The organism is Pseudomonas psychrophila, assembly GCF_001043005.1.
GTDB classification, from domain to species: Bacteria; Pseudomonadota; Gammaproteobacteria; order Pseudomonadales; family Pseudomonadaceae; genus Aquipseudomonas; species Aquipseudomonas psychrophila.
Map to the genome: position 1 here is coordinate 195,052 of NZ_JYKZ01000003.1, position 13,467 is coordinate 208,518.

General features: G+C 56.9%; 16 protein-coding genes and 1 pseudogene. 4 read left to right on the forward strand and 13 right to left on the reverse strand.

What is annotated here, in order from left to right:
* Window positions 1-59: 59 nt before the first annotated feature.
* From TU76_RS10015 to TU76_RS10025, 3 genes are all read right to left on the reverse strand, one after another.
* The gene (locus TU76_RS10015; protein WP_019826607.1) at window positions 60-686 is read right to left on the reverse strand and encodes a LysE family translocator; all 627 of its coding nucleotides are present in this window, start codon (window positions 684-686) and stop codon (window positions 60-62) included.
* A 61-nt stretch (window positions 687-747) separates the two neighbouring features.
* A complete protein-coding gene (locus TU76_RS10020) occupies window positions 748-2,097 on the reverse strand; it encodes an NCS2 family permease (RefSeq protein ID WP_019826603.1) in 1,350 nt (449 codons plus the stop codon).
* Window positions 2,098-2,279: 182 nt separating this feature from the next.
* A complete protein-coding gene (locus TU76_RS10025) occupies window positions 2,280-2,720 on the reverse strand; it encodes a MarR family winged helix-turn-helix transcriptional regulator (protein WP_019826601.1) in 441 nt (146 codons plus the stop codon).
* Window positions 2,721-2,802: 82 nt separating this feature from the next.
* On the opposite strand from TU76_RS10025, the gene TU76_RS10030 reads away from it, so the two are divergent.
* Both TU76_RS10030 and TU76_RS10035 read left to right on the forward strand, forming a co-directional pair.
* Window positions 2,803-3,969 carry an aminotransferase-like domain-containing protein gene (locus TU76_RS10030; protein WP_019826599.1) on the forward strand — a complete coding sequence of 389 codons (1,167 nt, stop codon included), beginning with the start codon at window positions 2,803-2,805 and terminating at the stop codon, window positions 3,967-3,969.
* Between the two features lie 10 nt (window positions 3,970-3,979).
* Window positions 3,980-4,582, forward strand: a complete 603-nt coding sequence (locus tag TU76_RS10035) for a glutathione S-transferase family protein (protein WP_019826597.1) — start codon at window positions 3,980-3,982, stop codon at window positions 4,580-4,582.
* 62 nt (window positions 4,583-4,644) lie between these two features.
* Here TU76_RS10035 and TU76_RS10040 read toward each other — a convergent pair whose 3' ends face one another.
* From TU76_RS10040 to TU76_RS10070, 8 genes and pseudogenes are all read right to left on the reverse strand, one after another.
* A complete protein-coding gene (locus TU76_RS10040; protein ID WP_019826595.1) occupies window positions 4,645-5,016 on the reverse strand; it encodes a glutathione S-transferase N-terminal domain-containing protein in 372 nt (123 codons plus the stop codon).
* A gap of 101 nt (window positions 5,017-5,117) precedes the next feature.
* Window positions 5,118-5,663: a GTP cyclohydrolase I FolE gene (gene folE / locus TU76_RS10045; RefSeq protein WP_019826593.1), complete on the reverse strand. Its 546-nt coding sequence runs from the start codon at window positions 5,661-5,663 to the stop codon at window positions 5,118-5,120.
* 22 nt (window positions 5,664-5,685) lie between these two features.
* Window positions 5,686-5,898, reverse strand: a pseudogene (locus tag TU76_RS25585) (site-specific integrase); the annotation flags it as partial.
* Between the two features lie 154 nt (window positions 5,899-6,052).
* The gene (locus tag TU76_RS10050) at window positions 6,053-6,313 is read right to left on the reverse strand and encodes a hypothetical protein (protein ID WP_019826587.1); all 261 of its coding nucleotides are present in this window, start codon (window positions 6,311-6,313) and stop codon (window positions 6,053-6,055) included.
* Between the two features lie 4 nt (window positions 6,314-6,317).
* The gene (locus TU76_RS10055) at window positions 6,318-7,076 is read right to left on the reverse strand and encodes a response regulator transcription factor (RefSeq protein WP_048351575.1); all 759 of its coding nucleotides are present in this window, start codon (window positions 7,074-7,076) and stop codon (window positions 6,318-6,320) included.
* Window positions 7,077-7,373: 297 nt separating this feature from the next.
* Window positions 7,374-7,934, reverse strand: coding sequence for a Smr/MutS family protein (locus TU76_RS10060; protein WP_019826584.1), 561 nt, complete (start codon window positions 7,932-7,934; stop codon window positions 7,374-7,376).
* A 63-nt stretch (window positions 7,935-7,997) separates the two neighbouring features.
* Window positions 7,998-8,318 (reverse strand): hypothetical protein, encoded by a 321-nt coding sequence (locus tag TU76_RS10065; protein ID WP_019826583.1) that lies wholly within the window; start codon window positions 8,316-8,318, stop codon window positions 7,998-8,000.
* 146 nt (window positions 8,319-8,464) lie between these two features.
* The gene (locus TU76_RS10070; RefSeq protein ID WP_019826582.1) at window positions 8,465-9,055 is read right to left on the reverse strand and encodes a cysteine hydrolase family protein; all 591 of its coding nucleotides are present in this window, start codon (window positions 9,053-9,055) and stop codon (window positions 8,465-8,467) included.
* Between the two features lie 273 nt (window positions 9,056-9,328).
* Between TU76_RS10070 and prmB the strand changes: the two genes are divergently transcribed.
* The gene (prmB, locus tag TU76_RS10075; RefSeq protein WP_019826581.1) at window positions 9,329-10,237 is read left to right on the forward strand and encodes a 50S ribosomal protein L3 N(5)-glutamine methyltransferase; all 909 of its coding nucleotides are present in this window, start codon (window positions 9,329-9,331) and stop codon (window positions 10,235-10,237) included.
* 74 nt (window positions 10,238-10,311) lie between these two features.
* Here the strand turns inward: prmB and TU76_RS10080 are convergent, their stop codons facing one another.
* Together TU76_RS10080 and TU76_RS10085 are read right to left on the reverse strand one after the other, a co-directional pair.
* Window positions 10,312-11,103, reverse strand: a complete 792-nt coding sequence (locus tag TU76_RS10080) for a hypothetical protein (protein ID WP_048351576.1) — start codon at window positions 11,101-11,103, stop codon at window positions 10,312-10,314.
* A gap of 59 nt (window positions 11,104-11,162) precedes the next feature.
* The gene (locus tag TU76_RS10085) at window positions 11,163-12,167 is read right to left on the reverse strand and encodes an alpha/beta hydrolase (RefSeq protein ID WP_019826579.1); all 1,005 of its coding nucleotides are present in this window, start codon (window positions 12,165-12,167) and stop codon (window positions 11,163-11,165) included.
* A gap of 193 nt (window positions 12,168-12,360) precedes the next feature.
* On the opposite strand from TU76_RS10085, the gene aroC reads away from it, so the two are divergent.
* Entirely contained in the window at window positions 12,361-13,452 is a 1,092-nt protein-coding gene (gene aroC / locus TU76_RS10090) for a chorismate synthase (RefSeq protein WP_019826578.1), read from the forward strand.
* Window positions 13,453-13,467: the final 15 nt, after the last annotated feature.

Sequence of the window (13,467 nt, forward strand, 5' to 3'; positions counted from 1 at the left end):
ATCCAGACACACGGCGCTTGAATCGCGAGCAAGCCCGCTCCCACACAGGCGGTGCTGTATCAGCGGCTTAGCAGTGACGCCGTTCCCGCTACACCAAACAACCCGGCGCTGATGCGGTTGAACCAGCTCTGGCCCTTGCCGCTGCGCAGATAACCCGCCGCGCCATGGGCACCAAGGCCGTAGGCCAGCTTGCACAGCAGGTCGAGTACGGTCCAGGTGGCGATCATCACCAGCAACTGGTTAAGGAACGGCAAGTCGGGGTTGAGGAACTGCGGCAGGAAGGCGGCAAAGAACAAAATATCTTTCGGATTGCTGGCGCCCAGTACAAACGCGCGCCCGAACAGGGCGCTGAAGCGTGGTTTTGGTGCAGCTTCAGGCACGTTGGTGACCGTGGCCGGCTGGCGCGATTGCTTCCAGCTTTGCCAGGCAAGGTAAAACAGGTACAGCGCACCGACGATTTTCAGGGCGCTAAAGAGTTTTTCCGAAGCCAGCAGCAAGGCACCCAAGCCGAGAGCTGAAGCGCTAAGCAGGCAAATCGAGGCAAACACTCCCCCCAGAAATGCCGGATACGAACGGCGCAAACCGTAGTTCAAACTGTTGCTGATCATCAATAACGACAAAGGCCCCGGAATCAGGATTACCACCAATGCCGCGCTGCTGAACAGCAGCCAGGTTTCCAGACTCATCACTTCCTCCCATAACACAAAGACCCCGCATCATTGGCGGGGCCGGTTGATATCGCCCGGTCTACAGGTAAATAAACTTGGCGATGAAAATAGCGCAGAGCACCCACAAGCTGACAGAAATTTCGCTGTATTTGCCGGTGCCCGCCTTGAGTGCGACATAGGTGATAAAGCCCAGAGCAATCCCGTCGGCGACCGAGAAGGTCAACGGCATCATGATCATGGTCACAATGGCAGGGATGCAGTCAGTGGGTTCGTCCCAGTTGATGTGGGCCATGCCACCCATCATCAGCATGGCCACGTAAATCAGTGCGCCAGCAGTCGCGTAAGCGGGGATCATGCCAGCCAGGGGGGCAAAGAACATCGCGGCTACAAACAATACGCCCACGGTGACTGCGGTGAGTCCGGTTCGACCGCCGGCGGCAACACCCGCGGCGCTTTCGACATAGCTGGTTACGGGCGGCACGCCCACCACAGCGCCGAATACGCTCGAAGCGCTGTCAGCCTTGAGTGCCCGGGACAGATTTTCGATCTTGCCGTCAGCCTTGACCAGGCCGGCACGCTGGGCCACGCCCATCAGGGTTCCGGCAGTGTCGAACATGTGTACAAACAGAAAGGCAAATACCACGCTGATCATGCTGATATTGAACACACCCTTGAGGTCCATGGCCATCCAGGTGGGAGCCAGGCTAGGCGGCGCAGACATAATGCCGTTGTAGTGGACCAGGTCCAGGCTCCAGCCAGCCAGGGTGACGGCAATGATGCTGATCAGGATCGCGCCGAATACACGGTGATAGCTAAGAATCGCAATCATCAAGAAACACACGGCGGCCAGCAGCGGAGCAGGATCATGCAGCGATCCCAGCTTGATCAAGGTGGCCGGGCTGTCGACGATAATGCCCGAGGTTTTCAGGCCAATAACCCCCAAAAACAAGCCGACCCCCGCACCCATCGCATGGCGCAGGCTGACAGGAATGCTGTTGAGCAGCCATTCGCGTATCCGCGACAGGGTCAGAAACAGGAACAGCACGCCAGACACAAATACCGCACCCAGGGCCGTTTCCCAGCTGTAACCCATGGTTCCGACCACTGTGTAAGTGAAGAACGCATTCAGGCCCATGCCTGGCGCCAGGCCTACTGGCCAGTTGGCGTAAAGCCCCATCAGCAGGCTGCCTAGCGCGGCGGCGATGCAGGTCGCCACAAAGGCCGCGCCATGATTAATGCCTGCGTCAGCCATGATGTTGGGGTTGACGAAGATGATGTAGGCCATGGTGATAAAGGTGGTCAGCCCGGCGATCAGCTCGGTTTTGACCGTGGTGCCATGCAGCGACAGTTTGAACAGGCGCTCCAGCCACCCGCGGGAGGTGGGAGGGGAAAGTTCAACGGCGGGGATTTCTGACTTTTGGCTGTCCACGGTTATTTCCTCAGGCTTTTATTGTTTTTAAGGGCACTGGTGAGGCGAGCGGCAGTTTTCTGACCTTTGGGTCAAGAATGCAGGCGAGATGAATTATGCTTTTGTATACAAAAAAAGCAATTAATGTTTTCGATGTTGTAGACGAAATGCAGGGTGCATGAGGACGTTAAGGTGGGGGCAGGCTAGGGCTGGCGGCTTTGGCCCAAGGCATGGTTGATTGCCAGCCAGCCATTGACGGCGTCGTCACCCGCTTGGGCGAACACCCGCTGCAATAGCTTGACCTGCTCGCGACGCAGGTTTTTCTCGAAGGTGACGCCGTCAGCGGTCAACTCCAGCAGGCGTTTGCGCTTGTCGGTCTCGGGGGCGACGCTGCGCACCAGGTCCATTTCGATCAACTGGCGTAAAGGCGTGTTAAGGGCTTGTTTACTTACGCCCAGCAGCGTCAGCAGTTCCTTGACGCTTACACCGGGATGGTGGGCGATAAAGAAAACGATGCGCTGATGCACCCGACTTAGCCCACGACGTGCCAGCATTTCGTCCGCCTTGGCGGTAAATGCTTGATAGCCAAAGAAGAAGGCTTCCATGGCGGCACGCTGAGTGGTCGGATTTTTAAGGTCAAGCATATTGACGTATCTAGGCTTCGCGGCGTAGTTTCGGTCAACCAGTTTGACTTATTTCCAATTACTTCCGCTACCGGTGATCTGTATGGCCTTCTCCGAACGTGTTTCCCGCCTGAAAAGCTCTTTGATTCGTGAAATTCTGGCTGCGGCCCAACGTCCGGAAGTCATGTCTTTCGCTGGCGGGCTACCGGCCGAAGCCATGCTGCCCAAGGTCGACTGGACCGATATGCCGGCCTCGATGGGGCAATACGGCATGAGTGAAGGCGAGCCGGCATTGCGTGAAGTACTGGCTGCCGAGGCCCGTGCATTGGGCGTTGATTGCGACGCGAGCCAGGTCATGGTACTGAGCGGCTCGCAGCAGGCACTGGATCTGGCTGCCAAGCTGTACATCGACAAAGGCACTGAGATCATGCTTGAAGCGCCGACCTATCTGGCCGCGCTGCAAATATTCCAACTGTTCGGTGCCGAGTGCCTGACGTTCCCGCTGCAAGCCGATGGCCCGGACCTGGCCGCGTTGCGTGTGCAACTGGAAAAACACAGTCCCGCTTTCATCTACCTGATCCCGACGTTCCAGAACCCGTCTGCCGTGCGTTACAGCGAAACCAAGCGCGACGCCGTTGCGGCCTTGCTGGACGAGTTCGGCGTAACCCTGATTGAAGATGAGCCGTACCGCGAACTGAATTTTGACGGCGGCAGCGCCACGCCGATTGTCAGCCGCCTGAAAAAAGCCAGCTGGATCTACACCGGCACTGTGTCCAAAACCCTGTTGCCGGGTTTGCGCGTTGGCTTCCTGATTGCCAGCCCTGATCTGTTCCCGCACCTGCTGCGCCTCAAGCAATCGGCGGACCTGCACACTAACCGTGTTGGCCAATGGCAGGCATTGCAGTGGATCGGCACCGAGAAAATGAGCAACCACCTGGCCGAATTGCGTGACTTCTACCGTGTACGTCGTGACGGCTTTCAGCTGGCGCTCGAAGAGCACTTCTCGGACCTGGCTGACTGGCATGTACCGCAGGGCGGTTTGTTCTTCTGGCTGACCCTCAAGCAGCCGTTCGATACCCGTACGTTGCTCAAGCCTGCGCTGGAGCAGAACGTGGCATTCATGCCGGGTGAGCCGTTCTTCGCCAACCCGGACCAGAACGTTGGCAGCCTGCGCCTGAACTTCAGCCACATCGACCCTGCGCGTCTGCACGAAGGCCTCAAGCGCCTGGCTAACGTTATTCGTCAGGCACAGGCTGCCCAAGCGGCCTAAAGGAGGCGCGATGCTCAAGGTTTATGGCGATTACAATTCGGGCAACTGCTACAAGATCAAGCTGATGCTGCATTTGCTGGGCCTTGATTATCAGTGGTTCGCGGTGGACATCCTCAAGGGTGAAACAGAAACCCCGGATTTCCTGGCGAAAAACCCGAACGGCAAAGTGCCGGTGCTGGAGCTGGAAGACGGTACGTGCCTGTGGGAGTCCAACGCGATTCTCAACTATCTGGCCGACGGCAGTGAGTTCTTGCCGACCGAGCCGCGCTTGCGCACCCAGGTGCTGCAATGGCAGTTTTTCGAACAGTACAGCCATGAGCCTTACATTGCTGTGGCGAGGTTTATCCAGTTTTACCTGGGCTTGCCTCAAGAGCGTCTGGAGGAGTACCGCAAACTGCAGAAGCGGGGTTACAAAGCGCTGGACGTGATGGAGCAACAGCTCAACCGCACACCGTATCTGGTGGGTGATCAGTACTCGATTGCAGACGTGACCCTGTACGCCTACACCCACGTGGCGGATCAGGGTGGCTTTGATCTTAGCGGTTACCCGGGTATTCAAGCGTGGCTGCAACGAGTGGCCAGCCATCCGCGGCATGTGGGCATGCTCGATTGAGTTGATTGCGCACACAAAAAAACCGGCCTAGTGCCGGTTTTTTTGTAAGTGGAGCGTGATGTTTAAACGTTGGCAAAGCGTTGGTTCAAGTACTCAATGATCACCTTGGAGTCGTACATCCAAGTGGTCTTGCCATCTTCTTCGATGCGCAGGCACGGGACTTTGATCTTGCCGCCTTGCTCCAGCAGGGTTTGACGGTCCTGCTCGTTGTTTTTCGCGTCACGCAGGGCTACCGGCACATTCAGGCGACGCAAGGTGCGGCGGGTTTTTACGCAGAACGGGCACGCGTGGAACTGGTACAGGGTCAGGCTTTTGGCAGCGTGATCGACCTGCGCCTGTGCGGCTGCAGGGCGCTGCTTTTTGCTGGGGCGGGTAACAAAATCGCCAGCGATGATGAGCTGACCCAGGCCTACGCGAAGCGCTTTGATAAACACAGTAAAAGCCTCATGGGCAAGTAAGAAGGGGCGCAGCTTACCTGAAAACAGACATACGAAAAAAAACCGGCGATAAACGCCGGTCTTTTTCGGGACGCCAGTTACTTGATCAAGCTGAGAAACTCGCTACGGGTGGCGGCGTTTTCGCGGAACTCACCCAGCATCACCGATGTGATCATCGACGAGTTTTGCTTCTCGACACCGCGCATCATCATGCACATGTGTTTGGCTTCAATCACCACGGCAACGCCCAGGGCGCCGGTGACTTGCATCACTGCGTCGGCGATCTGGCGGCTCAGGTTTTCCTGGATCTGCAGGCGGCGGGCGTACATGTCGACAATGCGCGCCACTTTAGACAGCCCCAGCACTTTGCCGCTCGGAATGTAAGCAACGTGGGCCTTGCCGATAAACGGCAGCAGGTGGTGTTCACACAGCGAGTACAACTCGATGTCTTTCACCAGCACCATTTCGCTGTTGTCAGAGCTGAACAAGGCACCATTGGTGACTTCTTCGAGAGTTTGTTCATAGCCACGGCACAGGTACTGCATGGCTTTGGCTGCACGCTTTGGCGTATCCAGCAGGCCTTCACGGGAAACGTCTTCGCCGAGTTGACCGAGGATGGCGGTGTAGTTTTGTTCCAATGTCACAGGGCTATATTCCATGCGGGTTTCATAGTGGCACCTCGTCGGGTCGTGCCAATTTTGTACCAATCTTGCTGTTTTCGAGTTTCCCGAGCTCGCTCCAGTCTGTGCTGGAAATGAGCCATTTAGCATACGTTGAAAGCAACATTTGTACGCTGTGACTTAGCTGATTGGCGATAAACGCAGGGTTCATGCCTGCCATGAGGCACATGGTAGCGTAGGAATGGCGGCAGTTGTATTGTCAGCGCACTCTGATGATCAGTTTTGATGGCGCTTCTTGGAAAATAAGCGTGATTCGGTCGAGTGCAGGCTCAATGCATTATCGGGATCAGGCCTGCGCGAATCGAGGGCTGACCCCGCTGGAGGCCTGCGAGGGCGTGTTCATCCAGCCGCCTTTACAGCGTCAGGGCGTGGGTCCTGGCCTGGACCACGGCGTGTATCACCTGGGAAACACTGGCCATATCCTCATTGCTTAATATATCGAGGGTTTTGAGCGCTTCGCTAAAGCCTTCTGCGCGCTCACTTGCCAAGCGTACTTGCAGGCTGTTCCGGGCGCTATTGATAGCCTTTAGTTGACGGTGTAAACCGACCCTCACCGCGTCCGGCATGCAAATAGTGATAAAGGAGCCAAAACCTTTGCTGTAGCGTATGTTCATCGCTTTAGAGACTCAATCCATGTGATTTTAAAGCCAGCGCTAACTGTGTTCTGTTGGAGGCGCCTGTTAAGTTCAGTATTTGTGAGATATAGAGCTTTACGGTATTTGGCGTAATGCCCATGTCGCAGGCGATTTCGTAGTTTGTTTTACCTTCGCTGACAAGGTGTGCCGCTTGCAGTTGGCGAGGGGATAACTTGCTGAATAGAAAATTTTTATAATCAGCTTGTTCGGTATTTGATGAGCTTTTAGTGTTCTTTACACGGGTGGGGTGTGTTTTTTTTATATCGCTGTGTATGTCGCTTATGGAATTTATCAAGCCTTGCAAGCGCCTGCTCAAGGCGTCAGTGCTCTGATTGTGTGTGGCGCTTTCTGTTTGCTTTTCTTCCAGTTTTTTTAGCGTTTGAAGCAGCGAGTCGGGGTTAACAGGTTTTTGATGGTAGTCGGAGAAGCCTTCCCGCAGAGCGCGGACCAAATCCTGTTTTTCGCCCTGGGCGCTCAGCAGGACGGCATCGAAGACGCGATGCTTCTTGGAGTATTGCTTGAGCTTCTGGATGAGCTCTATTCCATCGAAACCGGGCATCAACAAGTCGCACACCACCAAGGCGATCGACGGGTCCTCGTTGAACAGGTCAATGGCTTGGCGGCTGCTGTAGCTGGGAATACAGGCGAAACCATTACTCTCAAGAAACTCACACATCTCTTCAACGATAAGCGGTTGGTCGTCGACAACTAATATGCGTGTTTTGGGAGGTCGTGGAGTCACAAAAAGTTATCCATGTGTGGAGGGCTAAAGCAGCGCCGAGTACCCCGTATTATCCAGCAGGTTTAAAGGGGAGGGTAGCCATACTTTTTGTATAGTTAGTTAGTTTGAAACCTATAAAGTTAAGCGGGTAACTTAAGGGTGCCGTAAAACGCTACAGCCAGCCCCGACCACGAGCTCACGAAGTTTTAGTGTGTGCGAGGAGAGTGCCACTGAACTAAGGGGTTATTGAGCAGTTGGAGGGCTGCTCGATATGACGGCTTTGCCTAGAGCGAAGCGGGTTCTACACCCATGCCGGGTTTATTGCTCGTCGCGGCCTTCCATCATGGTGCGTTTGAGCATGACATACACCGCGCCGGCACCCCCATGCTTGGCCTGGCAGGAGCAGAACCCTAGCACCTGTGAGTGTTGACGCAGCCACGTATTGACGTGACTTTTGATCATCGGGCGCTTGCCGTCCAGACGCACAGCCTTGCCGTGGGTGACGCGCACGCAACGTACTTCTAGCCGGGTGGCTTCGCTGAGGAACTCCCAAAGGGTTTCGCGGGCTTTTTCGACAGTCATGCCATGCAGGTCAAGGCTGCCCTCAAAGCTGATCTGGCCCAGCTTGAGCTTGCGCATCTGGCTTTCTTGCACGCCGTCACGGGCCCAGCTCAGTTGATCTTCGGGGCCGACATCAATCACGAATTGGTCTGACAGGCCGTCGATGATGGTCGCATTGGTTCGCACAGTGGCTGACTGACGCAGTTTTGCCAGCTGTGCACGATCAGCTTTGGGTTTACCGGTGTCCGCTCGATCATGCTTGATCGGTTTAACGCCGCGGATCTCGTTTTTGAACAGGGAAAAGTCGTCGTCTTGCATGTCAGCCTCCGTGAAGGGCGGCTAGTTTACCCAAGTCGACGACCATCGGGCGGCGGATATGCTTCAGTCGTGCTTTTTCATGAGGTGTGGAGCCATGTTCAGCCCAAACGGTTTTCGCATCAGGCGCCGACGGCGACGCCACATCCAGATCCCTAGCCAGCAGATCAGCATGCCCGTCACCAGCACCAGCGATGCACCAGCGGGGCTGGCATTGAGCTCGCCCAAGGCATCTGGATGGCCAATCAGGCTGGTAGCCCCCGCCACAAACATTAGTGCGCCAAGCAGCGCCAGCAGCGCCGCAAACATCAGAACCAGGCGCGAGCGCCAATCACTGTGGGCCTTGGGGCGTAAGCGTCGAGCATCAAAACCATCGGAGATCTTCATTCCGATCTTTCCTTAAAGGGTATCGGCCCTTCGACAGGGACTTGGGCAGGTTGTTCCTGGGAGGGGTGAAATAGGAAGCTGCGTGCAGGTGGAAGGTGTTTATTGATGGGCGGTTGGAGAGACCGCCCGTCAGAAGCCGATTCAGATCAAATCAGGTTTTTGGTCAGGGTCAGGGTGGCGAAGTTGTCGTTCATGATCGCCATCTCGGCTTTCTGAACGAGCTCTGCACTGATAATGCCGTCCGGGGTAGGCAGGTCTCGGGTGGCGCAGGCATCTTCGACCAGGGTGCAGCGCAGGCCATAGTCCTTGGCTGCACGCACGGTGGTGCTGACGCTGGAATGGCTCATGAAGCCGCAGACGATCACATCCAGAGAACCCAGGTTTTCCAGTGCCTTTTGCAGACCCGTGTCATTGAAGGCGTTAGGCATGCGCTTTTCGATAATCAGTTCATCGCCCTGGGGCTCCAGGCCCTTGATGAACGCGCCGCGCTCGCCCTGAGGGTCGAACATGCCGCCAACGGTGCCCAGGTGACGGATATGAATCACCGGGCGCTTGGCCTTGCGGGCAGCCTCCAGCAAAAGTGCGATGTTGGCGGTGGCAGCGTCCATCCCGGACAAGGCCAATGGCCCGTTCAGGTATTCATTTTGCGCATCGATGATCAGCAGGCTGGCATTGCTCAGATTGGCCGCGGCATAACCACGTCCAGTGAGTTGAAACATCGTCTTTAAAGCGGGCATTCGGGGGCTCCTTTGAATGGGGCTTTTGCGACATTCTCCACTGGCGGAGCGTTTATGTGAATGGCCTGTCGTGTAAGCGGTGTGGTTGCTGGCCTGTAGCGATGTCAAGGGGTAAGGCAAGAACCGGAAAATGTACAAATTGGAGCGATTTCATGTTTTTCCGGGACGCGTTCTGACGTTTTAAAACAGCGTTGCGTGTAAGCGTAAGGCACAACTTTGGCGCGTCGGAGTTTGGCTGTTAGAATCGCCAATCGATTTTGAGGAGTAAGACCATTGATCACTTCCCGCCTGCGCACTTTGCGCGACCATATTCGCTGGGCCGTTAGCCACTTTCATGGGGAAGAGCTGTTCTTTGGTCATGGCACCGACAACGCGTGGGACGAAGCCCGTCAATTGGTGTTGGGTGCGTTGAACCTGCCCTGGGAAATTGCGGACAGTTACCTCGATTGCCGTCTTGAAGACGATGAGCTGGTCAACCTGCAACACTTGCTCAAGCGCCGTATCGAAGAGCGCGTGCCGACGGCCTATTTGTTGGGCGAGGCGTGGTTCTGCGGCATGTCGTTCATCGTGGATGAGCGTGTACTGATTCCGCGCTCGCCCATTGGCGAGCTGATCGAAAAACGTTTTGAGCCATGGCTGGCACAAGAGCCTGCGCGCATTCTTGACCTGTGCACCGGGTCGGGGTGTATCGGCATCGCGTGTGCCTATGAGTTCCAGAACGCCGAAGTGGTGTTGGCTGACTTGTCCTTTGAAGCCCTTGAAGTGGCTAATCAGAATATTGAGCGTCACGGCGTTGACGAGCGCGTCTATACCGTTCAGGGCGATGGCTTTGATGGCTTGCCGGGGCAACGCTTCGACTTGATCGTGTCCAACCCGCCGTATGTCGATGCTGAAGATTTTGCCGACATGCCTGCCGAATATCAGCATGAACCTGAGCTGGGTCTGGCCTGCGGCGACGATGGTCTGAACCTGGTACGTCGGATGCTGGCCGAGGCGGGTGACCACCTGACCGAAAAAGGCCTGCTGATTGTTGAAGTGGGCAATAGCCAGGTTCACGTTGAGTCGCTGTACCCGGAAGTCGATTTTGCCTGGCTAGAGTTCGAGCGTGGGGGGCACGGCGTGTTCATGCTGACCGCCGAGCAGTGCCGCGAGCATCAGGCGCTGTTTGCTTCGCGGATCTGATGGCTGATGCAGATACGCAGCGTGGGAGCGACCCTGCTCGCTCCCATGGTTGAAGTCTTTCTGTAGCCGTTGTGTTAACGGTGTGTCGCAATCCAGATCAACAAGCCTGCCTGGAACACTGAAAAGGCCACCAGGCAGGTAATGGTAAAGCGCAACCCGGTCTCTTCGCGCCGGAACCTGCTGAGCTTTTCATCCTTGTCCCGCAACTTGACGTCCTGCTCCTGCAGATTCTGTTCGGCCTGCTGCAGCATGTGTGCGGCATCGAGCACTTCCAGGAACTGAAGTTTCTCGACGTTCCAGCTGTCCAGTATTTCGCCTGCCTGGACGTCTTCGATGCGCGCTTTCAGAAACTGGGCGTCGGCATACACCACATCAAACCCATGCACGCGCAAAAAATGGTCGCGGCGCAGGCGGCTGTCTTCGTTCAGGGCATCCCTGCTGGGCAGGTCGGTCCCGTCAATGCGGTAGTGTGACCACTTTTTTTGCACCCATTGAGCGGCTTGAGCCAGCAGAAAACGGCCAATACCGCGGTTCAAGGGTTCAACCTGCAGGCCGCGTTCGGGGCTCAAACGTACACGGTGAGTGACGTGGTCGACCCACACGTCGAGATGGTTTTGCTCATTGCGCACCCGTTGGCCGGGCAAGGTGACAGTCAGGCGCAGGAGGCTGAGTTCTTTGCTGTTGCGCTCGGCATACCCGAACTGCACAAAACGCAGGGGCCGCGCCCCGGTGGTGCGGTCAGTTTGCAGGGGGGCGAGGCGCAGCATCCTGAATTGCTCGGGCTGCACGTCAGCCCAAGGCAGGAGCGGCGCCTCGGGCACTGCCGGTGCCTCAGGCCCGGCGGGGTGTGATGGGGTGTCGCTCATAGCGGCTCAGTCCTGTGCTAGCCCGAAATGTCAGCAAAGCAAAGGCGGCCGACACCGGTTTATCGGCCGTTATGCGCAGGACTGTAGGGCTGGCCAGCGTTCACTTTCGTGATAAAGCGCACAGTTCGATCCCCCAGTTCGCCAGCCAGACGCTGATTGGGGTCGTTGTAGGATTGTATCTGGCGCTTCATGTCCATCGGTACGATGCGCATCACGTGGTTCATGCCATTGATCAGCGTGAGGACGGCATCGGGCTTGGCCGCCTTGAGCAGGCGTGCATCCTTGACCTCGACCTGAATATCGTGAGTGCCTTGAATGATCAGTGCCGGCATTTTCAGTGCAGCAAAGGCAGTCGCAGGGTTGTAGCGCAGAAGGCTGATCATGTAAGGCTGGACGCTGGGACGAAACACCAGTTGCAGGTCGTTGGGTACATTGTCGTCGGTGCGACCGGCTTCAAGTGTACTGATCAATTCAAAACTACGTTTGAGCAGCGCAGGTGGCAGGTGATTGCGTTGCAACTGTTCGCGCAACAATACGCCCACCGGGCGTCCCGTCCCCGCAATGGAAATCACCCCGGCGGCGCCAATTCTGGGGGCTGCCAGGCTTGCGATCAGCGCGCCCTCACTGTGTCCGAGCACAAACACCTTGCCAAAGCGCGGATCGCTTTTGAGCTTCTCGCCCCAGGCCACCGCGTCGGTGACATATTGATCAAGGTTCAACTGTCGTTCGTCAGGCCCGGCTGGTCGGCTTTGAGCAATGCCACGCTTGTCGAAACGCACGCTGGCGATATTGCTCTGGGCCAGGCGCCATGCCAGTTTTTTCAGGGCGTCATTGCGCCCGCCTAGGGGGTTGTTGCCGTCGCGGTCAGTGGGGCCGGAGCCTGCGATGATCAATACCACGGGGACAGGTTTGTCGCTCTTGGGCAACACCAGCGAGCCATACAGCGTGCCGGAGCCGGTATCCAGCTCAATGGGTCGCAGCAAGACATTGGAGGGGGGGGCTGCCAGGGCCTGGGAGCCAAAGCCAAGCAGGGTCAGTGCAAAAAAGAGTATTCGCAGCATCATAGCGCCATCATTGTCTAGTGTGCCGGTTGGACAAACCCGGATGAGTAAGGTTCGAGGATGAACTACGGAGGTAGCCTGCGTATACTGGCGCATTTGGTTATCTGGGATCTGTTCAACTTCTGTTGTGGCTGCAACAAGATTTGAACGGATTCCGGGCTGAATTTTATCGGCTGATTTTCGCGGAGCGCCCTGCATGTCCGGCAATACCTACGGCAAGCTGTTCACTGTCACCACCGCTGGCGAAAGCCATGGTCCGGCGTTGGTCGCCATTGTTGATGGCTGCCCGCCAGGGCTGGAGCTGTCCCTTGAAGACCTGCAGCGAGATCTGGATCGACGCAAGCCCGGCACCAGCCGTCATACCACCCAGCGTCAGGAAGCCGACGAAGTCGAAATCCTTTCCGGTGTGTTTGAAGGCCGCACCACGGGTTGCGCCATCGGCCTGTTGATCCGCAACACTGACCAGAAGTCCAAGGACTACTCGGCGATCAAGGATCTGTTCCGCCCGGCCCACGCCGATTACACCTACCACCATAAGTACGGCGAACGCGATTACCGCGGTGGCGGTCGCAGTTCGGCCCGTGAAACGGCGATGCGTGTGGCCGCAGGTGCAATTGCCAAAAAGTATCTGGCCACCCAGGGCATCGTGATTCGTGGCTACATGAGCCAGCTGGGCCCGATCGAAATCCCGTTCAAGACCTGGGACTCGGTCGAAGAAAACGCCTTTTTCAGTCCTGATCCAGACAAAGTGCCGGAGCTTGAGGCCTACATGGACCAACTGCGTCGTGACCAGGACTCGGTCGGTGCAAAAATCACCGTGGTCGCCGAGGGTGTGATTCCCGGTCTGGGCGAGCCGATTTTCGATCGCCTTGACGCCGAACTGGCCCATGCACTGATGAGCATCAACGCAGTCAAGGGCATCGAGATTGGTGCGGGCTTTGCCAGCGTTGCCCAGCGTGGCACCGAGCACCGCGACGAGATGACTCCCGAAGGCTTCCTCAGCAACAACGCGGGCGGCATTTTGGGCGGTATTTCGTCGGGTCAGCCGATCGTTGCGCATTTGGCTCTCAAGCCAACATCGAGTATTACCACCCCGGGCCGCTCGATTGACGTGCATGGCAACCCGGTGGACGTGATCACAAAGGGCCGTCATGACCCGTGTGTCGGCATTCGTGCCACGCCGATTGCCGAAGCGATGATGGCCATCGTGCTGATGGACCATCTGCTGCGTCATCGAGGCCAAAATGCCGACGTGCGCGTAAGCACGCCTGTGCTGGGCCAGCTGTAATGCAGGGGCTGCTGA

Excerpts from the sequence above, each read along its gene's own strand:
- aroC (WP_019826578.1), top strand. The coding sequence starts at position 12,361 with ATGTCCGGCAATACCTACGGCAAGCTGTTCACTGTCACCACCGCTGGC.
- TU76_RS10070 (WP_019826582.1), bottom strand. The coding sequence starts at position 9,055 with ATGCCCGCTTTAAAGACGATGTTTCAACTCACTGGACGTGGTTATGCC.
- TU76_RS10060 (WP_019826584.1), bottom strand. The coding sequence starts at position 7,934 with ATGCAAGACGACGACTTTTCCCTGTTCAAAAACGAGATCCGCGGCGTT.
- TU76_RS10065 (WP_019826583.1), bottom strand. The coding sequence starts at position 8,318 with ATGAAGATCTCCGATGGTTTTGATGCTCGACGCTTACGCCCCAAGGCC.
- TU76_RS10080 (WP_048351576.1), bottom strand. The coding sequence starts at position 11,103 with ATGAGCGACACCCCATCACACCCCGCCGGGCCTGAGGCACCGGCAGTG.
- TU76_RS10025 (WP_019826601.1), bottom strand. The coding sequence starts at position 2,720 with ATGCTTGACCTTAAAAATCCGACCACTCAGCGTGCCGCCATGGAAGCC.
- TU76_RS10085 (WP_019826579.1), bottom strand. The coding sequence starts at position 12,167 with ATGATGCTGCGAATACTCTTTTTTGCACTGACCCTGCTTGGCTTTGGC.
- TU76_RS10035 (WP_019826597.1), top strand. The coding sequence starts at position 3,980 with ATGCTCAAGGTTTATGGCGATTACAATTCGGGCAACTGCTACAAGATC.
- TU76_RS10015 (WP_019826607.1), bottom strand. The coding sequence starts at position 686 with ATGAGTCTGGAAACCTGGCTGCTGTTCAGCAGCGCGGCATTGGTGGTA.
- TU76_RS10030 (WP_019826599.1), top strand. The coding sequence starts at position 2,803 with ATGGCCTTCTCCGAACGTGTTTCCCGCCTGAAAAGCTCTTTGATTCGT.
- TU76_RS10050 (WP_019826587.1), bottom strand. The coding sequence starts at position 6,313 with ATGAACATACGCTACAGCAAAGGTTTTGGCTCCTTTATCACTATTTGC.